The 21,760-nt window shown below is 40.9% G+C and carries 19 protein-coding genes and 1 tRNA gene; 16 read left to right on the top strand and 4 right to left on the bottom strand.

Features of this window, described 5'->3' with window-relative positions; translation table 11 throughout:
• Positions 1–33: 33 nt before the first annotated feature.
• Together RMZ43_RS12485 and RMZ43_RS12480 are read right to left on the bottom strand one after the other, a co-directional pair.
• Positions 34–714 carry a HEAT repeat domain-containing protein gene (locus RMZ43_RS12485; RefSeq protein ID WP_322652257.1) on the bottom strand — a complete coding sequence of 227 codons (681 nt, stop codon included), beginning with the start codon at positions 712–714 and terminating at the stop codon, positions 34–36.
• Between the two features lie 408 nt (positions 715–1,122).
• Positions 1,123–1,209 (bottom strand) — tRNA-Ser (locus tag RMZ43_RS12480).
• Positions 1,210–1,315: 106 nt separating this feature from the next.
• On the opposite strand from RMZ43_RS12480, the gene RMZ43_RS12475 reads away from it, so the two are divergent.
• The 7 genes from RMZ43_RS12475 to RMZ43_RS12445 all read left to right on the top strand — a co-directional run bounded on the left by RMZ43_RS12475 (position 1,316) and on the right by RMZ43_RS12445 (position 6,753).
• On the top strand, positions 1,316–1,684 hold the full coding sequence (locus RMZ43_RS12475; protein WP_109012284.1) for a 2Fe-2S iron-sulfur cluster-binding protein: 369 nt from the start codon (positions 1,316–1,318) through the stop codon (positions 1,682–1,684).
• Between the two features lie 199 nt (positions 1,685–1,883).
• Positions 1,884–2,429: a thermonuclease family protein gene (locus RMZ43_RS12470; protein WP_322652285.1), complete on the top strand. Its 546-nt coding sequence runs from the start codon at positions 1,884–1,886 to the stop codon at positions 2,427–2,429.
• Positions 2,430–2,529: 100 nt separating this feature from the next.
• Complete coding sequence (locus RMZ43_RS12465) at positions 2,530–3,342, top strand: inositol monophosphatase family protein (RefSeq protein ID WP_322652258.1); 813 nt, start codon at positions 2,530–2,532, stop codon at positions 3,340–3,342.
• Between the two features lie 74 nt (positions 3,343–3,416).
• Positions 3,417–4,367: a J domain-containing protein gene (locus tag RMZ43_RS12460; protein WP_322652259.1), complete on the top strand. Its 951-nt coding sequence runs from the start codon at positions 3,417–3,419 to the stop codon at positions 4,365–4,367.
• The gene (locus RMZ43_RS12455) at positions 4,367–5,575 is read left to right on the top strand and encodes an ATP phosphoribosyltransferase regulatory subunit (protein ID WP_322652260.1); all 1,209 of its coding nucleotides are present in this window, start codon (positions 4,367–4,369) and stop codon (positions 5,573–5,575) included. The genes RMZ43_RS12460 and RMZ43_RS12455 overlap by 1 nt, the downstream gene beginning before the upstream one ends.
• Before the next feature lie 154 nt (positions 5,576–5,729).
• Entirely contained in the window at positions 5,730–5,954 is a 225-nt protein-coding gene (locus RMZ43_RS12450) for an indolepyruvate ferredoxin oxidoreductase subunit alpha (protein WP_012407913.1), read from the top strand.
• A gap of 70 nt (positions 5,955–6,024) precedes the next feature.
• On the top strand, positions 6,025–6,753 hold the full coding sequence (locus RMZ43_RS12445; protein WP_229554046.1) for an ABC transporter ATP-binding protein: 729 nt from the start codon (positions 6,025–6,027) through the stop codon (positions 6,751–6,753).
• 814 nt (positions 6,754–7,567) lie between these two features.
• Here RMZ43_RS12445 and RMZ43_RS12440 read toward each other — a convergent pair.
• A complete protein-coding gene (locus RMZ43_RS12440; RefSeq protein WP_322652261.1) occupies positions 7,568–8,872 on the bottom strand; it encodes a hypothetical protein in 1,305 nt (434 codons plus the stop codon).
• A 292-nt stretch (positions 8,873–9,164) separates the two neighbouring features.
• Between RMZ43_RS12440 and RMZ43_RS12435 the strand changes: the two genes are divergently transcribed.
• From RMZ43_RS12435 to RMZ43_RS12410, 6 genes are all read left to right on the top strand, one after another.
• On the top strand, positions 9,165–9,887 hold the full coding sequence (locus RMZ43_RS12435; RefSeq protein ID WP_322646746.1) for a carbonic anhydrase: 723 nt from the start codon (positions 9,165–9,167) through the stop codon (positions 9,885–9,887).
• A 154-nt stretch (positions 9,888–10,041) separates the two neighbouring features.
• Complete coding sequence (locus RMZ43_RS12430; RefSeq protein ID WP_322652262.1) at positions 10,042–11,277, top strand: ISAs1 family transposase; 1,236 nt, start codon at positions 10,042–10,044, stop codon at positions 11,275–11,277.
• 605 nt (positions 11,278–11,882) lie between these two features.
• Entirely contained in the window at positions 11,883–13,391 is a 1,509-nt protein-coding gene (locus tag RMZ43_RS12425) for a UbiD family decarboxylase (RefSeq protein ID WP_322652263.1), read from the top strand.
• Positions 13,392–13,498: 107 nt separating this feature from the next.
• On the top strand, positions 13,499–14,284 hold the full coding sequence (locus RMZ43_RS12420) for a DUF4058 family protein (RefSeq protein ID WP_322652264.1): 786 nt from the start codon (positions 13,499–13,501) through the stop codon (positions 14,282–14,284).
• A 23-nt stretch (positions 14,285–14,307) separates the two neighbouring features.
• Positions 14,308–15,093, top strand: a complete 786-nt coding sequence (locus RMZ43_RS12415; RefSeq protein WP_322652265.1) for a DUF4058 family protein — start codon at positions 14,308–14,310, stop codon at positions 15,091–15,093.
• A gap of 563 nt (positions 15,094–15,656) precedes the next feature.
• A complete protein-coding gene (locus RMZ43_RS12410) occupies positions 15,657–17,279 on the top strand; it encodes a tetratricopeptide repeat protein (protein WP_322652266.1) in 1,623 nt (540 codons plus the stop codon).
• Between the two features lie 188 nt (positions 17,280–17,467).
• On the opposite strand, the gene RMZ43_RS12405 is transcribed toward RMZ43_RS12410, so the two are convergent.
• Entirely contained in the window at positions 17,468–19,378 is a 1,911-nt protein-coding gene (locus tag RMZ43_RS12405; RefSeq protein ID WP_322646740.1) for an acetate--CoA ligase family protein, read from the bottom strand.
• A gap of 315 nt (positions 19,379–19,693) precedes the next feature.
• Here RMZ43_RS12405 and RMZ43_RS12400 point away from each other — a divergent pair, with 315 nt between their 5' ends.
• From RMZ43_RS12400 to RMZ43_RS12390, 3 genes are all read left to right on the top strand, one after another.
• Positions 19,694–19,897, top strand: coding sequence for a hypothetical protein (locus tag RMZ43_RS12400; RefSeq protein ID WP_229483945.1), 204 nt, complete (start codon positions 19,694–19,696; stop codon positions 19,895–19,897).
• Positions 19,898–20,082: 185 nt separating this feature from the next.
• Complete coding sequence (locus RMZ43_RS12395) at positions 20,083–20,214, top strand: hypothetical protein (protein ID WP_428850723.1); 132 nt, start codon at positions 20,083–20,085, stop codon at positions 20,212–20,214.
• A 35-nt stretch (positions 20,215–20,249) separates the two neighbouring features.
• Positions 20,250–21,092 carry a cyanophycinase gene (locus tag RMZ43_RS12390; RefSeq protein WP_322652268.1) on the top strand — a complete coding sequence of 281 codons (843 nt, stop codon included), beginning with the start codon at positions 20,250–20,252 and terminating at the stop codon, positions 21,090–21,092.
• Positions 21,093–21,760 lie beyond the last annotated feature (668 nt).

Raw genomic sequence — 21,760 nt, 5'->3', positions numbered from 1 at the left:
ATTATTAAAAGGTAGCAGGATGCTCTAATATTATTAAGCTTGATTGTCTATTTCCTCAAGCTTCTTGAGGCCAATCCTAGCTGCCTCAGCAACATTGAAATGATTGTCTTTTTCTAAGTATTTTAAAGCTGAAACACTTTTGGGAGTAGGAAGATTACCCAAAGCTTCTGCCAAACGCTGCCTTACAAACCAGTCATCTGATTGGGCAAAGCGCAGGATCTGATCGACTGACTCAATGTCTTGAATTTCACCCAGTGCAGAGATTGCAGCTTGTTGCAACACTACTTCTTTGCTATCCAATGCTTGAATAAGTATTTGATGGGCACGAGGATCTTTAATGTTACCAAGAGAAACGGCTGCACTAAAGCGTACTAGCCAATCAGTATCTTCATAAAATGCCCGTGAAAGCACCTCAAAAGCTCTGGCATCACCTAAATATCCTAAAGCACCAGCAGCATCAGCGCGTATCCCATAATCGGGGTCATTTTCGAGAATTCTGACCAAAATTGAATAACATTCTGGTGTCGGCTTAATTCCAAGGGCAAAAATTGCCATAGATCGCAGTTGCAAAGATTCGTCGTCTAGTACCTTTTTAATCAAAGGAACTGCATCCTCAGGGGACGCATGACGCAGATTGGCTAGGGCTACCATGCGATCGCGTAAATTCGGACTTTCTAACTGAGTAGAAATTTCTTGTAAGCTTAGAGTTGCCATTTAATTCAAAGCGTTTTCTTTACTTATCTTAATTTACCCGATCCGTTCATCAGGCTGTGGCCATAGTGAAGTAGGAGTTTGGCCACTTTACAAAATGGCTCAATTATGAATGAAAAATAAATAAATGTTACAAGAGGAGGCCAAAGGCACGAGGAAAAAAGTATTAATGAAAACTTTAATTGTGGGTATAAAGCTTATCAGTATAAAATGTTGGTTTTTTCCTCAAACGTCACTTACTTTTCCCTTGTAACTAGCCCCGAACAAGTTGGGAAAACCGCAAGGGCATAGTGGCTCTCCAAGCAACGCCGATTTCAGTTTTTAGCCTCAATTAAACCATATTGGTTTTTAAAGAACCTGACTATTTGTAGAAATCTGGTTCAAACTATATATTTAAACTAGCTTTGAGAACGGAGAGGGAGAGATTCGAACTCTCGGAAAACTTTCGCCCTCACAGACTTTCCAGGTCTGCGCCTTAAACCACTCGGCCACCTCTCCAGGTGCCACAAGTTACGATCATACTATAGAATCCCAGAAAATGCAAAGATAAAGAAAGATATTTTAAATTGAATCTGAAAGTCCCAATTCTAAAACGCAAATCCAGATGTCCCGTACATACACAATTAGAGTTCGCGATCGCGCCACTGGCCAAACTCACACCCTACAAGTCCCAGAAGACCGCTACATTCTGCACTCTGGCGAAAAACAAGGGGTAGAACTGCCGTTTTCTTGCCGTAACGGGGCTTGTACCACTTGTGCGGTAAGAGTTTTATCGGGAGAAATTTACCAACCGGAGGCGATCGGATTGTCGCCAGATTTACGTCGACAAGGTTATGCCTTGTTGTGTGTGAGTTATCCCCGTTCTGACTTGGAGGTGGAGACACAAGACGAAGATGAAGTCTACGAACTCCAGTTTGGCCGCTATTTTGCGAGGGGGAAAGTAAAAGCGGGTTTACCGTTAGATGAGGAATAAACAATTGAATAAGGCAGGAGGCAGAAGGCAGGAGGCAGGAGGTTTTGCTCATCAACCCTACCTGAGAGAGAGTCACTTGAAGAAGTGGGGCATTCAAACCCAAATCTCTGGTCGCAGCATGAGGCAAAAGACATTATTCCTCCTGCCTCTTTTGTTCAAAATTACCGATCGCGCAACAGCGACCATAGGCAAAATTTTAATGCCTATGCGTCTTGGTGATTGGGTGCGAAAAATAGCGATTTTGGCTTGCTTGTTGCTCTTAGTGAGTTGCCAAGGTAAAAACCAACTGCCAAACAATGAGGCTCAAGTAAAAGTAGCGCGGGTAGTTAGTGGGCAAAGTTTGGAAGTGATAGGCATGGCTGAACAACCAAATTTAATTTCCCAAGTGCGGTTAGTTGGCATTGATGCACCAGATTTGCGACAGCGCCCTTGGGGGGACGCAGCAAAAGAACAGCTAGAAAATCTAATTGGAGGTGCAGAACAATCGGTAACGCTGGAGTTTGATTTAGAAACAAAAGACAAAATCGGACGAACTCTAGCTTATGTGTGGAAAAATAAGGTGTTGTTGAATGAGGAATTAGTGAAACAAGGGAACGCAATGTTTGTTGAGCGATCGCCTAATCACAAATATGACCAGCGTTTAGAACGTGCCCAACAATGGGCTAGACTCATGGGCCAAGGAATCTGGAACCCAGAAAAACCCATGCACCTCACTCCTGCTGAGTTTCGCCGTCAAAATCTTTGAGGAGTGGGGAGTGGGGAGTGGGGAATGGAGGATGGGGGATGAGGGAGCAGAGGAGGCAGGGGAAGAAAACGAATGACAAATGACAAATGACTAATAACTAATGACTAATCTACAAATTTTTCTAGATATTGCTACTGAAGCGGCCTTAGCTGCTGGTGTTGTTTTGCAAGGTTATTTAGGTAAATTAGAAGACGCAATTATTGAAAAGAGTCGCCCTGGTGATTTAGTAACTGCTGCTGATAAAGCCTCAGAAGAGGTGATTTTAGAAATTTTGCGTCGCCACTTTCCCGATCACTCTATCCTTGCGGAAGAATCAGGTAAATTAGGTAATCAAGAGAATGAATACCTTTGGGCAATAGATCCCCTAGATGGGACAACCAACTACGCTCATCAATACCCATTTTTTGCTGTTTCCATTGGACTGTTAATTAATGGCGTTCCGCAACTTGGTGTAATTTATGACCCTTTTCATAATGAGCTATTCCGGGCTGCTGCTGGCTTGGGAGCAACGCGTAATCGTCGCCCCATTCAGGTTTCGGTAACATCGGAACTTAATAAAAGCTTACTAGTGACAGGATTTGCTTACGATCGCCGCGAAACCTCTGATAACAACTATGCAGAATTTAGTCACCTGACTCATCTTACTCAAGGAGTCAGACGTAGCGGTTCTGCATCGCTAGATTTGGCTTATGTCGCTTGTGGACGTGTCGATGGTTACTGGGAACGAGGGCTTTCTCCTTGGGATATTGCCGCCGGGATAATTTTGTTACAAGAGGCTGGGGGCAAAGTTACCGCCTACGATGGGACACCTGTCAAAATTGAGTCAGGTAGAATTCTTGCTACAAATAGTTATATTCACGATACTCTCAGTAACGAACTTTTACAAGTTCCACCACTGTCAGCATGGGTTTAGCAGGTGGGAGCTTTCCCTCTGACTTTGGGTAAACTAAGAGGAATCTAACTGCTGCTTTGGTGCAAAACCTCTATATGTCTTTCAAAATAGATCGTGGACTATTTAAATATGATTTCATAGATCATCACGCAGTTTTATGCGTTCCAGTGGATGCGGATGTCAAAGAGATTCGCAAACGCTATCTTAAAATTGCCCGTCGCTTACACCCGGATAGTAGTTTTACTGAAACTGATGAACAAAAACAGCTAGGCAACGAATTTTTATCAAAGCTGGTTAACCCAGCTTACGAAAAACTGTGTGGCGATCGCACTCGCACGGAATATATTTTAATTTTGTCGCAAATTGGCAAGCGCCTGCTACAAGAATCTACTTCAGTGACTCTCACCACCGAGTTGGCTAAACAGTTAGCCCAGACACCCAATCTTGAGCATTTCTATAAAAGTGCGATCGCTAAAATCGGCGAAACCCAATATGATTCTTTAGAGCAAGCACTGCAAGTCATTGCCCAAGTTAGTGAGTTGAATTTAGTGTATTTAATGCGGAATGCAAGTAAATCATCCGCAGCGCCGCGGCCACCTGCTCAACCCAAAGTCGAATCAGTTACGCCTCAGCCAAATACACCACCAGCACCAACACCAGCACCACCAAAAGAAGACTCGATTGTAGAACAATATATTCGTCGCGCTCAATCTTTGATTGATAAAAACCAATTTGCTCAAGCCAAAGTAGAGTTGCAGGATGGCCTGAAGCTAGAACCTAAAAATAGTCACTGCCATAGTTTAATTGCAATGGTGTATTTGAAGCAAAATCAGCTAAAAATGGCAAAAATCCACTTCGACAATGCCCTCAAATTAGACCCCAATGACGAAGCGGCTTTGCAATGGAAACCTAAAATAGATAAAGCTCTAGGACAACAACCAAGTGATCATAAGGTGACTTCATCCGCCAATAATGGAGATAAGCAACCAGAGAAATCTGGTAGTGGTGGTTTGTTCGGTGGTTTGTTTGGTGGGAAGAAAAAATAATGGTGTATCAACCAGCAGCAGGAGCCAGGGATTTATTGCCCTTGGATGTGGAGAAAAAACGCTGGATTGAAGATAGATTACAGCAGGTGTTTCACCGTTGGGGATATCACAGGATTATCACCTCGACTTTAGAACGCATGGATACTCTGATGGCGGGAGAAGCAATCCAGCGCCAGATGGTGATTCAACTACAAAATGGCGAAGATGATGAATTAGGGCTACGTCCAGAATTAACAGCATCCATTGCTCGTACAGTAGTCACTCGCATGGCAAATGCAACTTATCCGCAACGGTTGTACTACAACGCTAATGTGTTTCGCCGCACTTGGGATAGACACAATCGCCAGCAAGAATTTTATCAAGCTGGGGTGGAATTATTAGGTGCTGGCGGATTGTTGGCGAATGGGGAAGTACTACTGTTAGTAGCAGATTGTTTAGCAGCACTAGGGTTGCAGGAATGGCATTTAATTTTAGGTGAAGCGGGAATTACCCGATCGCTCCTGAGTGCTTTTCCTGCTAATTTACAGGATAAAGTTCGCAGTGCGATCGCTCATCTTGATCGCATTACTATAGATACTTTACCCCTAAGTGATAAACTACGCGATCGCGCCCGAACCATGCTTGATTTGCGTGGCCCCAGTGCAGACGTGTTGCAAAAAGTTAGTAGTTTGGATCTAGATGAAGAACAGCGAGAGGCAGTAAATAACCTCAAATCCCTAGTAGAATTACTAGAATCAGAGAAAAAATTTCCGTTAATCCTCGACCTCAGCCTTATCCAGACCATAGACTATTACACTGGTATCGTCTTTGAAGTTGTTAATGATACCGAATCTCAAGCTAGAGTTTTAGGGCGCGGTGGTCGCTACGACCAGCTTTTAGGGCTATATCATCCCCAAGGAGAAAACATTCCCGGTATTGGTTTTGGACTAAATATCGAAGATTTATACCAAGTTCTGTTGTCTACTCAGCAATTACCACAAGCAACTCCAACGAGTGACTGGTTGGTAGTACCAGAGACGGCTAGCGCTAACGCCTCTGCCTTTGCTTACGCGCAAAAACTCAGAGATTCTACTGATTTGGTACGCGTAGAAATTGATTTAGGGGGAAGGGATGCAGATGCTATTCGCCAATATGCAAGCGATCGCGGCATTGCCCAAATTGTTTGGATGAAAGCTGATGGCTCCCCAAAAATTGAACCATTGCGTTAGTGGGAATTGAGCATGGGGCATGGGTAAAAATTAATAGTTCTTCCCCTGCTTCCCCTGCCTCCTCTGCCTCCCCTGCTCCCTAATCCCCACTCCCCACTCCCCACTCCCCTGCTAGGCTAGAAATAGCCGATACAGAAAAGAGGGAATCGAGAACATGCCGCACACAATTGTTACAGAAGTCTGTGAAGGCGTTGCTGACTGCGTAGATGCCTGTCCAGTAGCTTGTATTCATGATGGCCCAGGCAAAAATGCCAAGGGAACTGATTGGTACTGGATTGATTTTGCCACTTGCATCGATTGTGGTATATGTCTCCAAGTTTGCCCAGTAGAAGGGGCAATTCTTGCAGAAGAACGACCAGAGTTGCAAAAAACTCCTTAATAGTCCATAGTCAACAGTCAATAGCTATTTTTAACTTGACTGTTGACCAATGACAAATGACAAATGACAAATGACAAATGACTATTTACTAGATGTCCAAAATGTCCACGCTGGATACATTAAAGATGTAGATATCCTGCAAGGCGTAAATTTCCGCGTTGCACCAGGCGAATTGGTAACTGTGATTGGCCCCAACGGCGCTGGTAAATCTACTTTAGCAAAAGCAATTTTTGGGCTTTTGATCCCGCACACAGGGACAATTACCTTCAAAGGTGAAAATCTCGTGGGGCTAAAGTCCAATGAAATAGTTCAGCGAGGAATGTGCTACGTACCGCAAATCGCCAATGTTTTCCCCTCCCTTAGTGTTGAAGAGAACTTGGAGATGGGTGCTTTTGTGCTTAACGTTCCTCTGAAACCAATTAAAGATAAAATATTTGCTATGTTCCCCAGACTAAGCGATCGCCGTCGTCAACGCGCTGGTACTCTCTCCGGGGGAGAACGCCAGATGCTAGCGATGGGTAAAGCTTTGATGTTGGAACCTAGTTTGCTGATTTTGGATGAACCATCTGCTGCTTTGTCCCCGATTTTGGTGACACAAGTGTTTGAGCAGATTAAACAAATTAATCAGGCGGGTACTGCGATCGTATTAGTGGAACAAAATGCCCGTAAGGCTTTAGAAATGGCTAATCGCGGCTATGTACTGGAGTCAGGACGCGATGCTATTTCAGGCCCAGGTCAAGAACTGTTGAACGATCCTAAAGTGGGTGAGCTATATCTGGGAGCAGGTAAAAGACATTAATTCGGATTTTCACTCTTGCCCCCATTCAATATAAGACCACTTTAATCAGGAAACTTCATCAGGCGATAGCGATGTTTAAGGCGGGGTGCGCCTACGCTATCTATAAACTAATACAAAAGCTAGAACTATTCCTGCCACTGCCGCGACCGTCGTTTTCGATGCTCAAAGAATTCTCCCCAATAATCCTTGCGTTTCTAATCACATCTACAGGGAGTAAAAAGGTAAAACAGGACATTCATTCAGGAAAAAATGACTAAAATGCAAATTAACCGGATTGGGCAGAACCCCAATTCAACAGGAAGGCTTACTGAAGTTCCTATATATAAAGTTCTGCATCAGTTTTTAATATACTGCTGAGTCGCAACAAATCCTGCAAAGCAGCTCCAGAGGAAACCTGGGGCGTTTTCTTATGGTATAAAAACGCCTATGTTTACCAAATCAAAATTGATTAAGTGCTTTTGGCAATTTGGCATCCAAAATTTTTCTGTTGCAGTTTTAATTGAAATATCAACAGGGTTACTGGGACATTGAGAAAATTCTACAAGGGAGCGATTCCCGTCTCAAAAATCCCACCCAATGGCCAGTTGTTGACGTTTGTGTGAACTACCCTTTTAGGGTTGGATGCACTTAACAAGCACAAGCGTCACCGCTTCACCACAACTGGCTAGAAATTAAACAGAAAATATATAGTACAAATGGTCTAATATCATTTCACGAAATATCTGATATATAAGTAGGAGCGTACAGCCAATTCATTATAATATTGCAAAAATTTTTGGCGGAGGTATTAACATACTAAAGCGATCGCTACCATTTATTTAATCTGTAGCTGCCTAAGTTTATTATTTGCCGACAGTAGTAACTCTTGAGCTTTAAGATAGGCTGTAGTACCATTTTGCACTTTTTCTAACTGATTAATAATACTTTGCAATTGGCTCAATACCCGATTGTGCTGTACATCATGAGCATCAGCAGGAATTGAAGCTAAAAAGCTTTCAATTTCTCGTTGTGCTGCTTCTAAAGCCTCCACACCATCTGCCTCAGCTTGCCGCCTTACCTTAACTTGACCTAAATTAGCCTCATAAATTGCTAATAATTTCTGTGCCTCGGTATAACCAGCTACGTCTTTTGAAGGAATCTCTTTAAGCCGCTCAATTGCTTCTATCCACAAATTTTCTATTTGTCGCCATTCAGTTACGGTGTGTGGTGGATTTTGACCAGCTTTGGCAGCTTGCCAAGAAAATTGTCGCGCTGCGGTAATTAAGGCACTGATGCGATCGTTTCCAGCGGTCAATCCGACAACTTCCTGAAACTCACGCTTATAATTATCTAGTTGGTTTTGTACAGTTTTTCCTGCCAGAGTTTGACCAGGAATCTGCTCTAATTGATTAAGCGCCGTCTGCCAAGCAGCTGTTGCAGTCTGTTTATCAGTTGCTGTTGTGGCGTGTTCATATTGTTGTTTGGCATTTAATAGGGTCTGCATATTATTGGTAAGCAAAGACTGAGCATTCTTTTCTTGAAAAACTTTAGCTTCTAGTTGTCCAACTTGACTCCGAAATGCATTAAAACCGTAGATGCTAAAGCGCGAATCGTACCACCAATATCTGTATTCAGACCAATCGTTAACAAAGGAAGTTGGTAACTGATCTAAATGTTTTTGTGCTTCGTGTAGCTTCTCTTCTCCCAAAGCCAAATCTGCTGGACTGGTAGCTTTTTCAATCAATTGTTCAGCTTGCTCGACTGATACCAACGCCTGTCGATAGTGATTATCCATACTTATATAGCTGGGTAGCAACAAAAAAGGTGCATGGAGTATCAGCGGACGGCGAATCACCTGGTAAGGCTGGTTTGCCACCCAAATCACACCAATCGGAATACCGATAAGTATTGTTATCCAAATAAGTTTACTACCTATACCCCGCTTGGTTTTGCTATGCACTTGCTGAGAGGATTTTTTGAGAGCCTGCCTCTCTAGCTCCATTTCATGCTCTAATTTAGCTAGATTTTTAGGGGTTAATGGTGTTGTAGATGGTTGGATAGGGGCAAATGGATCTATGCCAGAGCTATTTTGAGAATTTTTACGTAGAAAATTCCAGTTGATTTTGTTTAAAAAAGTCATAAATATAGCCAATACTGTGTTAAGTATTCCCAAAGAATACAGAAAATATATACATAGGGGTAAATAATTGGTTTGTAGTAAATATTTTGTCTTACTAAAACTTGCTATAAGCGATGAATCGCTTACTACGAACTAGGATTTTCTTATATGTTTAGTTATGCCTATATACTTAAGTTCTAAATTACGATGCTATCTGAAGATTAAATGACTCTTAAATCGTGTAAAAGGGTACTATTGCATCTTGCTTAAGTCTGATATCTTTCTGAGAACAGCTTTGTTTTCTGGTAGATTGATGAGTCGAATTAATGGATTTGTAGGGCGACGTAATTTCTTAAAATTTGCCAGTTTAGTAGGTATTACAGCTACTGCTTTTGGTGATAGTTTTTGGAATACAGAGCAAACTGCTATTGCTGATATTCATCCAGGCAACCCTAATCCAGTTAGTCCTAATGAAGCTATCAGACGCTTACTGGATGGTAATCAACGATTTATCCAACAAAAACGTAAATATCCCGATCAATCACTAGAACATTTGCGATTAGTTGCTAAAGCTCAATATCCCTTTGCCGCTATATTAGGTTGTGCAGATTCCAGAGTCCCTGCGGAAATCGTCTTCGATCAAGGACTTGGAGATTTATTTGTTGTGCGAGTTGCTGGTAATGTCGTCAGTGACACAGTTATAGGTAGTCTGGAATATTCTACAACAGTTTTAGGTTCGCAGTTGATTGTGATTTTAGGTCATAAAAGATGCGGTGCAGTAGCAGAAGCAATCAAAAACGAACCACTTTCTGGCAGAATTGGTTTGATTATTGAGGGTATCAAACCATCTGTAGAAAGAGTAAAGTTAAGAACGGGTGATAGTATGCAGAATGTAGTTATAGCGAATATTCAATATCAGGCTGAAAAATTGCAGGAAAGCTCAACAATTTTAGCTAAATTGAGCAGTGAAGGTAAACTAAAAATTGTTGGCGCTTGTTACGATATTGACACTGGTAAAGTCGACATTATTACTTGAAAATCATAAATTATTGGCGTAGTATTCTCAGGGTTAGCGCGTCTCAAAACCTATTGACAAGAGGACTGGCCCGATCAGCAATCTTTGTTGGAAACAAAGTGACATCATCCGAGGTAGGGTAAGATTTAATTCATCTCGCTGCCAACTGAAAGTAATGTCAACAGGATTTCAGAACAAGAAAAGCAAAACCAAAGCATCTTTTGCACCTAGCGTAAACAGCTTTGACATTACCAGTAAGTTTCAAGAATACTTCACACAAGTAAAAGACCCAAGAACAGAAAGGACGAGATGGCATTTACTTACTGATATCATTACCATTTCCATTTTGGCAGTAATCGCCGCCGCTCAAGGTTGGGAAGATATTGAAGAGTATGGGCTCAATAAAAAAGAATGGTTGCAAACATTTTTAGAACTACCGTTTGGAATCCCCAGCCCTGATACTTTTAGAAGGGTGTTTGAGAGAATTAACCCCAAAGAATTTGAGCAATGTTTTCAGGTGTGGATACAATCATTGGTTGAGAAGTTAGGAGTAGAAGTAGTTGCCATAGACGGTAAAGCTCTCAAAAGCTCATATGACCGCAAATCCCAACTAAAAGCTTTACATCTGGTTAGTGCCTGGTCTAGTGAACACCGTTTGGTCTTGGGACAAACGAAGGTTCATGCCAAATCGAATGAAATCACCGCAATTCCAGCACTCTTAGAAATGTTGGACATCTCCAGCTGTATCATTACTATTGATGCAATGGGTACACAGAAATCAATTGCCGAAGAAATCATAGAAGCTAATGCCGATTATATCTTGAGTCTCAAAGATAATCATCCTAAGCTACACCAAACAGTGAAGAATTGGTTTGAAATCGCACAATCTCTTGGGTTTAAAAATGTTGAGGTGAATATTAGTCGGCGGGTAGAAAAAGGGCATCACAGAATTGAAAATCGCAAAGTTTACACAGTGCCAGTCTCACAAATTCCTGCACTTTATGAACAAGACGATTGGGTAGGACTGAAAACAGTCGTTATGGTAGTGCGTTCAATTCAACATTGGAATAAGATTACCAATGAAGTACAATTTTATATCTCTAGTCTTGCTAGTGATGCTAACAAAATTGGTAGTGCAATTCGACAGCACTGGGGCATCGAGAACTCTGTTCATTGGACATTAGATGTTACCTTCCATGAAGATGAATGTCGGATTCGTTCTCTGCACAGTCCACAAAATTTTGCTTTGCTACGTCGCATTGCCCTTAATGCCCTAGAGAGAGAATCATCTTTTCGCCGCAGTATTCGGCAAAAGTCACGGCGCGCGGCTATGAATGACCAGTACATGGTTTCTGTGTTGGCTGCCGCTCTTTGCAACTCTTCCCCTTTGCTAGAATCCACCTGTCAATAGTGTTTGAGATGCGCTAACCCTGGTAGTATTCTTAGTTTAATTATGTTTCAAAAAATAATGAGTTATTGATAGTATTGAAAATTAATCAAATTCATTGATCAGCTTAAAAAATATTCCTTATACCATTTAACGAAATACCTGTTACCTATTATATATTGATAGGGGAGTCGATGCCTGGGTTAGTCTACGCTAACGCAAACTCATAAAAATTAAGAAAAACCTAAAAGCAAGGCACAATCGCAGCTTGTAACAAATAAATCCGGCAGGGGCCATATAACAAGGCCGCCCGCCAGGAAGGTATAGTATATTCTGGCCATGTTTGATCAGGTTAGCGCTTATTTGTAAAAAATAATTGCATATCCCTAGATACAATAACTAAACACTTTGGAAAACACAGTTAAGAAAAGTTACTAAATAGGTTAATTTCTAATTAAAACCAAAAATTCCCCAAATAAGTAAATAAGTGAGTAGGGGGCAACAAGGGGGAAAATAAAAATTACATCGTTCCCCTCTGCTCCCTGCCCCTCTGCCTCTTTCCAATACCCAATGCCCCATAATATAAGAAAGCGCTTCACACTTCTTAAATAATCAGCTTTATTAGAACAATGGCAAGAGACTTGCGGGGATTCATTAAAATTTTGGAAGATAAGGGACAATTACGGCGAATTTCAGCTTTAGTTGACCCAGATTTAGAAATTGCTGAGATTTCCAACCGGATGCTGCAAAAAGGTGGCCCAGGATTGTTGTTTGAAAATGTCAAAGGCGCTTCTTTCCCTGTGGCAGTGAATTTGATGGGAACTGTGGAAAGGATTTGCTGGGCGATGAATATGCAGCATCCAGAGGAGTTGGAAACTCTGGGGAAAAAACTAAGTATGCTGCAACAGCCAAAACCGCCGAAGAAGATTTCCCAAGCGATAGATTTTGGGAAAGTGCTGTTTGATGTGGTAAAAGCGAAACCAGGACGGGACTTTTTCCCTGCTTGTCAGCAAGTTGTAGTTCAAGGCGATGATTTAGATTTAAACAAGTTGCCCTTGATACGTCCTTATATTGGTGATGCTGGCAAGATTATCACTTTGGGACTAGTAATTACCAAAGATTGCGAGACGGGTACTCCAAATGTAGGTGTGTATCGCTTGCAACTACAATCCAAGAATACGATGACGGTTCACTGGTTATCGGTGCGGGGTGGGGCAAGGCATTTGCGAAAAGCGGCCGAACGTGGGAAGAAATTAGAAGTTGCGATCGCACTTGGTGTAGATCCTTTAATTATCATGGCAGCAGCTACACCTATACCTGTAGATTTATCAGAATGGCTGTTTGCTGGACTTTACGGCGGTTCTGGTGTGCAGTTGGCGAAATGCAAAACTGTCGATTTAGAAGTTCCCGCAGATTCAGAATTTGTTTTAGAAGGGACGATTACACCAGGAGAAGTTTTATCGGATGGGCCTTTTGGCGACCACATGGGTTATTACGGCGGTATAGAAGACTCGCCATTGGTACGCTTTGAGTGTATGACGCACCGGAAAAATCCGATTTACTTAACAACATTTAGCGGTCGTCCACCTAAAGAAGAAGCGATGATGGCGATCGCACTAAATCGTATTTATACGCCTATTCTGCGGCAACAAGTATCAGAAATCGTTGATTTCTTCCTACCAATGGAAGCTTTGAGTTACAAAGCGGCGATTATCTCTATTGATAAGGCATATCCGGGACAAGCGCGACGGGCAGCTTTAGCGTTTTGGAGTGCTTTACCACAATTTACTTACACCAAATTTGTAATTGTTGTGGATAAAGACATAAATATTCGCGATCCGCGTCAAGTTGTGTGGGCAATTAGTTCTAAAGTTGACCCAGTGCGGGATGTCTTTATTCTGCCAAATACACCTTTTGATACCTTGGATTTCGCCAGTGAAAAGATTGGCTTAGGTGGACGGATGGGAATTGATGCGACTACAAAGATTCCGCCGGAAATAGACCATGAGTGGGGTTCGCCTTTGGAATCTGATCCAGATGTAGCGGCGATGGTAGAGAGGCGATGGGCGGAGTATGGTTTGGCAGAGTTGCAGTTAGGAGAAGTAGACCCGAATTTATTTGGCTACGATATGAGGTAATACTATTTCACGAAATACCTGATAAAGATAGATATGTAGGGGCGTACATCTGTACCCCTCTATAGCTGATGCCATAAAATTAAAATTTTGGTTTTGAGATATTTGTTATGACTTATCCATTTCCAGGAATGAACCCGTATTTAGAAGATCCTGAATTATGGCCAGGAGTACATGGGAGACTAATAGTTGCGATCGCAGATTATCTATCTCCTCAACTACGTCCTAAATATTTTGTCGCTATTGAAGAACGAATTTATCAAACTACTGGCGATGACAAACTTTTGGTTGGTATTCCTGATGTAATAGTACAAAATTCACAGGCAGCAATAAATCCTAAAATACCAAATATAGCTGTAGCTACACCTGCAATTAAACCTAAAACAGTGACAGTTCCCATACCTGAGATAGTAAAGGAAAGATATTTAGAAGTGCGAAAGGTGGGAACAAAAGAAGTAGTGACAGTAATTAAAATTTTATCACCTAAAAATAAACGTACAGGAGAAGGACGCAACGCAGACGAAATTAAGCGGCAGCGAGTATTGGGAAGTTTAACACATTTGGTGGAAATTGATTTATTGCGTGTTGGGGAACCAATGTTAGTTTTTGGAAATGGTACGCAAAATGATTATCGGATTTTGGTAAGTCGGGCAGAAAATCGTCCCCAATCTGATTTATATGCTTTTAATTTGCAAGATATAATTCCTGCATTTTCATTGCCTTTGCAAGCTGGTGATAGTGAACCTTTGGTGGATTTGCAGAGTTTATTAGCTGGGATTTATGATCGTGCAAGTTATGACTTGGTAATAGATTACAGCAAAGAGCCAGTGTCCAAATTTCCAGAAGAGAATGTAGTTTGGGCAAACGCATTGTTACGGGAGAAAGGACTGCGTTAAAGAAGAAAATAGGAGTTAAATCAATGCCTTCCATATTTCCTGGAATGAACCCGTATTTAGAACATCCTGAATTATTTCCAGGGTTACATCACTTGCTAATTAGTGAAATTGCCAGGTTTTTATCTCCCCAATTGCGTCCTAAATATCGAGTTGCTGTAGAGGTGCGGATGTATGAAACCACTGATGAGAATTCATTACTTGTTGGCATTCCTGATGTGATTGTGAAGAATCGGCAGACTGTAACTGATTCTACAAATACAAATGTAGCAGTAGCCGCACCAACGCCTGAACCTATAAAAGTAAAGATTCCTATGCCTGTTTCCATCAGGGAAGGATATTTAGAAGTGCGAGAAGTAGGAACAGAGGCATTAGTTACTACTATTGAAATTTTATCTCCTACAAATAAACGTACAGGGAAAGGACGGCAGACATATCAAGAGAAACGCGAACAAGTATTAGCCAGTCGTAGTAATTTAGTTGAAATTGATTTACTGCGTAAAGGTGAACCAATGCCAATGATGGGCAACGATATTCAGAGTCACTATCGAATTTTAGTTTGTCGTGGCGATCGCCGTCCTTATGCTGACTTATATGCTTTTAATTTACCAGATATAATTCCACCTTTTCTCCTGCCTTTGCGTTCTGGAGATACGGAACCAGTTATAGATTTGCAGACATTGTTAAATGAGGTATATGATATCTACGGCTATGATTTGGTAGTAGATTATAGTCAACAACCAGTACCAGCGTTGTCAGAAGCAGATGCAGCTTGGGCTGATGCACTGTTGCGGGAGAAGGGTTTACTGTAGAACAACTTAATAGGATTTGAGATTTCTGTCACTTAACTGGGAATACTAACCGGAGATTCCTTGTAATACCGTTTCACTTTAAGGTTGATACATTTAGGCAAGCAGGGGAGCAGAGGGGAAAGAATTTGTATCAGGATTTTAGTGAAATGGTATAAGGTAAGACTGGATTCATAAAAAGATGAACTTGACTATTTCCCAAAGTAGCTTTTCTGAGGGAGTTGGTTCACATCGCATCTGTCGCGCTAATGGCTTAAGTTTTTTCCAAAGTTCGTGTGGGGTTTACCAAGGGTATCACGGAACCCCACCCCCTAACCCCCTCCCCGCTCTTCGAGAGGGGGGACTGGAATCGGTGAGAGAGTTTGGGTTGGGGTTTTGATTTTGGGTCATTTGCGCGATTGGTGGTTAGCTAATATTTCATGTATTATTAAGAGCGATCGCACTCTCTCAACTCTTTAAAACTCTGGCATAATCAGACATGGCTGCACCTAAAGAGTTAATTAAAAGCTTTACGCCGAATAGATATTTTAATAGAATAATCTCATCAAAAGATTCGCAGAAACATAATGGACTGGATTACACTACTGCGATCGCTACAGTCTGATTTTATTAAAAGGTTAACATCTGGTTCTCTGCTTCATTGTGAAACAGAAGGTCAATATAGTGAATTAACTATAATCTCTGGAGAGAGATTAAAGGCACTACGGGAATTTTGCTGGCAAATGGCTGAGAAATATAAGCGTGTTTTACCAGTCCGTGACGTTTTTCTTAGCTATCTTAAAGGGAAGTTGGGTGAGGAAGTTGTCAAAGAACGTTTAGCTGATTTTATTACGGAAGTCGATTATGAAAAGCGATTCGGTGGCGATGGCAATATAGATTTTACCTTGACTTCTGACCCATCTATTGGTATCGAAGTTAAATCTCGTCATGGTAGTATTGATAGAGTTAGATGGTCAATTAGTTCTGAAGAGGTTGAAAAAAATGCGGTTGTAGTTTGCATTTTGATTCAAGAAGATGTGAGTGAAGCCCAATCTGAATATCACCTTTTTTTGGCTGGTTTTCTCCCAACCCAGATGATTAAGTTGAAGACTGGTAAAATATCATTTGGGATTGAACAATTACTGTATGGTGGTGGTTTATGGTGTTATTTAGAACAGTTACAATCTTCTATAAATAATTCTTCTAGGCAACAAACACCAATTTATAAATATCTCCAGAAGCAAGAAATTGTATCATCTAAGCCAACTATTAATCAATTGACTAAATCTTATTTAAAACCAGAATATAGTAATGAAAATTTAAATACACTTTATGTAAGATTAGGTGATGAATGTTTTGAGAAAGGAGAATATTTAAATGCGATCGCTAACTATAATCAAGCCTTAAAAATTAAATCTAGTGATGTTGATTTATATTATAAACGAGGTTTAGCTCACTATCAAATAGGAGATTATGAAGCTGCGATCGCAGATTATTCTCAAGCAATTCAACTAAATCTTCATAATGCTAAATCTTTCAATAAACGAGGTTTAGCTCTGTCTCAACTAGGGCGGTTAGAAGAAGCAATTAATGATTATACTCAGGCTATCAGAATTAATCCTAATGTTGCCGTAGCTTATAAAAACCGGGCTGAAGCTCGTTCTCATGTCGGAGATAACCAAGGAGCAATTGAAGATTATACACAGGCTATTAAAATTAACCCCCATTATGCAGATGCTTATAAAAATCGTGGAATTACTCGTTATTTATTAGGCTCTCAACCAGGATTCCCCCAAGCAATTAAAATTAATCCTAAAGATGCCATAGCTTATAAAAAACGTGGTAATGCTCGTTCAGATTTAGGAGATTTTGAAGGAGCAATTGAAGATTATACCCAAGCAATCCAGATTAATCCTAATTATGCAGATGCTTATTACAACCGTGGTAATGCTCGTTCAGATTTAGGGGATTTTGAAGGAGCGATTGAAGATTATACCCAAGCAATCCAGATTAATTCAAATTATGCAGATGCTTATTATAATCGTGACAATATCCGTTTAGAAATAGCAGATAAACAGGGAGCAATTGAAGATTTTCAAAAAGCGGCAGATATCTATCGTCAAGAAGGTAAGCTAGAATTGCTCAAAGATACACGAGAAATAATATTAGATTTAGAAATAGAAGAATCATTAGATATTTTAAACTTCTAGAAAATCGATAATTTCGGATAAATAGCAAATTATTAGTATTATCATGTCCGCATAATTAATTATGATTCCCACAGTCATTGCACACAAACCCTTAATCCCCTCTCCGCAAGCGGGGAGGGGCGGGGTGAGGTTATTTGATTTAATGTGTAGCGGCGATTGATAATCGCCAAGGCTAGTAAGAAATTACACTACAAAATTGCTCCAGTCTCTTTCAAATAAACCCGCGTAAATGGTTCATCTTCACCCAAAGTATAATCTTCAATCAATCCTTTGCGACGGATAGAAATGTCGTTGCCTTTTCTAATTACCACAGTCGAACCATCAAAGACATCCCGTACCAAGATCATTTCAGTTTCGGTGGGATTATCCAAAACGACCATATTACTACTGCGGTAAAACATGCCCTCTTCATCTAGAATATCTTCCGCATACTCGGCAATGAGCAAATCAAGTTTTGGATGACGCAGCAAAGTTTGGACGTTACTGTTGTAATTTTTGCTTAATACTTTTTTCGAGCGATTCACAAAAACTGCATCACGACAAACAGCACCTATTGTCCAGTTGGGGTTTTGCAAAAGAATATGGTCAATTGTTGCTTGCAGTTCTTCAACTGAGATTTTATTAAAGGTAATAATCGGTATCCTGGCATCTGTACCCGACTCAAAAAAGGTTTCTAAGATATAAGAAGGCACATCAACGCTTTCACCAACAGAAGGTTTAAGATGCATCAAAACCCCTGGTGCAGCATTGATTTCCAAGATAGCAAAGTTACTGGATTTCCAAGATTCTGAGAGACTTTTCGTAATGACATCAATACCAAGGCAAGTCAACTGGAAGTGTTGGGCAATATCTTGCGCCAAGATAATATTGTCATCATGAACTGTCTTGGTTGCATCAATGCTCATACCTCCGGCTGAAAGATTGGCGACTTTACGTAGGTAAACAGTGCGCCCTTTCTCAATCACGCTGTCCAATGATAAGCGCTGTTCCTCTAGATAGAGTTCCATCGCTTCGTCGATCTGAATTTTACTCATCGGCGAGGTTGGCGTGTCTAAACGTGCAGGTTTCCGATTCTCTTGGCGGATTAATTCTGCAAGCGTTAAATAGCCATCACCAACAACCGATGCTGGACGGCGTTCTGTGGCGGCGACAAATCTGCCATTGACACACAACAAACGAAAATCTGATCCGGAAATACTTTTCTCAACAATTATCCGAGTTAGCTGATCTTCGGGAATTGCTGCCAGTGCCCTATTATAAGCAGCTTCGAGTTCTTTTGAATCTTGCACGTCAGCCGTAACGCCAATTCCTTTATGGCCTACCACTGGCTTAACTGCGACTGGGTAGCCAATTTGTCTTGCTGCCGCCAAGGCTTCCTTTTCAGAAAAGACGATATCGCCTTCAGGGACTGGGAAACCCAAGGTTTTTAAAAATGCCTTGCAGTCATCTTTGCGGGTGGTAAACTCTGAATCTAGATGGCTATCACAGTTAAATGTTGTTGCGACCCCTCGGACATGTTTTTTTCCTAAGCCGTATTGCATTAATCCTTCTTCCCACAAATAAAACGCGGGAATGCCTTTTTCGTAGGCTGTTCGCAATAAGGCGTAAACTGTGGGGCCACCATAGACAGAGGCGCGGAATTTATTTTGCAGCCTTACCAACTGTTCATCAAAGGTAAAGTCTTCATCTTGAGTAATGGCTTCAAACCAATCCCAAACAAAATAAGCTACCTCTCTAGTTGTGCGTTCATGTAGTGATTGAACGCTAATCCGCACAAAATCTGGATATGGCTTGACACTCCAACAGTTAAGGTGCAAATCCATGTCCAGTTTTCCGACTTCGGACACAACTTGAGCAAATAGATGAGCATAAGATTCGTAACTTTGGCTGCCCAGGTGGGGATAGCGATCGCTAATCTTTGCAATATAATCTTCGATGGGCAAAGGCTCTCTAGAGTCAACTAGAGTAAAATCAAATACTAGCGCTCCTATATCTAAATAGGGGTTGGGCCCAACATAATGCTTGAAGTTGAAAATATCGAATACATCCGTTCTTCTAGCATTAATGCGGACTAAATCACTGCTTTTTTGTAGAACCATTGATTACAAACCTTTGGCTAAACACCCTGAAATTTCAATGCTGAGTTTTGGTTACTCAGACTTATTGATTGTAAATTAACTCACATTATTTTTTGAGAGTGATGGCAAAGCCATTGATCTAATCAGAACTTACATTAAACCTATTAGTAAGCATTTTCAACTATCTCAAGGCATAATTAAACCCCCCTACCTCAGCAAAGAAAAAACTATAGTCAATTCATCCTTATGAATAGTCAAATATATAACCTTTGAAAGGTGCAACACTCAGCCAATAATTGTATAAATGAATATGCGGTATTCAAAAGACAGCAAAGTATGAATAGCACACAAGCTGCTCTAAGAGACGAAATTCGAGAACTTGCTGAGGAAGCTTTTCACCAAAAGCTGATCTCTGGGCATGGTGATGGCCCGGATATGAATGAGTATCAAATTGTCTACCAAGGCAAACCCAGGCATCTGCCACTAGAACAAGCACGTTTTTTCTTAACTAACTTGCTTTACAGAAGTCGCATTCATTAGGGCTTGCCATCAGATATCTAATTACACTCAGTTAGAGTCAATAGCGACTATTTAATAGAACAATAAATTTTCAATTGCCTTTAGAAAATCACTCTAGAGGCAGTTGATGTTGTGAGTTTTGCTAAGTCAAGGAACCTTAATGATGTTGTTTTTTTTGTAATTTTTTGGCAAAATCTTTTAGTTTCATGGCGATGTCTAACGACAAGCCGTTTCTCTCCGAGACGCTACGCGAACGTGTCTATGCAAATATCAATACTTCTTTCTATCAAGCGATCTACCAAAAGGATGATTTGATATTTGGAATTGTGATGATTTAGTAAAATTTATTAGCTCAAATCAGGGGACATCCATCATGGTACAAACTAATTCTAAAGGGCAACTGGTAATTATTGGAGGAGCCGAAGACAAGGAAGGAGATTGCCAAATTCTCCGAGACTTTGTGCGACGCGCTGGGGGTACAAAGGCGTATATTGTAATTATGACGGCGGCGACAGAATTACCTAGAGAAGTGGGAGAAAATTATATTAGAGTATTTGAGCGGTTGGGAGCGGAAAATGCTCGCATTATTGATACAGAAACCCGTGAAGATGCATCTTCTTCTACCGCATTGGAAGCAATTAATAAAGCAACTGGGGTATTTTTTACCGGGGGAGATCAAGCTCGCATTACCAGTATTCTCAAGGGCACCGAAATAGATACAGCGATTCATCAACGGTTCGGTGAAGGTGTAGTTATCGGAGGCACAAGCGCCGGGGCTGCCGTGATGCCAGACGTAATGATTGTGGAAGGCGACTCAGAAACACATCCTCGGATTGAAACTGTTGAAATGGGTCCTGGTCTTGGTTTTCTCCCAGGAGTGGTAATCGACCAGCATTTTTCCCAGCGTGGACGCTTGGGACGCTTAATCTCAGCTTTGATATTACAGCCTGCTGTTTTAGGATTCGGTATTGACGAGAATACCGCTATGGTCGTAACAGATAACCAAATTGAAATTATTGGTGAAGGTGCGGTTACGATTGTTGATGAATCAGAGGCTACGTACAACAATATGGACGAAATTTTGAAGGATGAGTCTTTAGCGATTTGCGGAGCAAAGCTTCATATTTTGCCACATGGCTTTAAATTTGACTTGAAAACCCGTCAGCCTATCCTAAGTAATGGCTCTGTGGCAAATATGTCTGTAGCTGTTGGGTGAATCAACACCTAACTTTTAGCAGGTGCATTTTAATTGAGCCAATAATTAATAATTGTAGATTAGTGACATTTATTTCTTGAATATCCTCCCAAGTACTCTCAGAAATAGCGGACATAGCCCCGCATTTTCAAGAGGAAAGGGGGGATTTATTATTAATAAGCGATCACAGCCTTAATTACAAAAAGTATTTATTTATACTTTATTTATCATACGTATTATAAAAATGCATGGTGATGTGAAATAAAGAAAATAGATTGTTTTAGACTTTTCTTAATTCACCTGCGATACCTACGGCGGTAAACTACGTAAATAGACCATGCTATGCCCTTACGAAAGATGTGGTTTAAAAACACACTCACAACTAGTGCTTTTGTCAATATATAAGTTCTATTCATAAGCTTCACAACTGGTTAGCCAAATCTAAAATCTCTTTATCTCAATAAATTGTGCTGTGGTGGGGCAGTCTGTCAGGGTCTGTTGCGATGATTTCCCAAGTTTGGAATACAAAAATTCCGATAAATTAAGTCACGCTGTGCTAAACCAACCTGATGAAAGATACCTTCTGGTTTTGGGAACACTAGATTCAGCATCAGACTGAACAGGAAAGGCCTGATGTCTAAAGGCGAATGGAATAACAAATTAAAAAATACAGTTCCCCTGTAATTACC

Origin of the sequence: Nostoc sp. CmiVER01, assembly GCF_034531135.2 — a bacterium.
Taxonomy (GTDB): Bacteria; Cyanobacteriota; Cyanobacteriia; order Cyanobacteriales; family Nostocaceae; genus Nostoc.
Note: the sequence above shows the minus strand (reverse complement) of the source record. Positions and strands in the feature narration are given on the sequence as shown.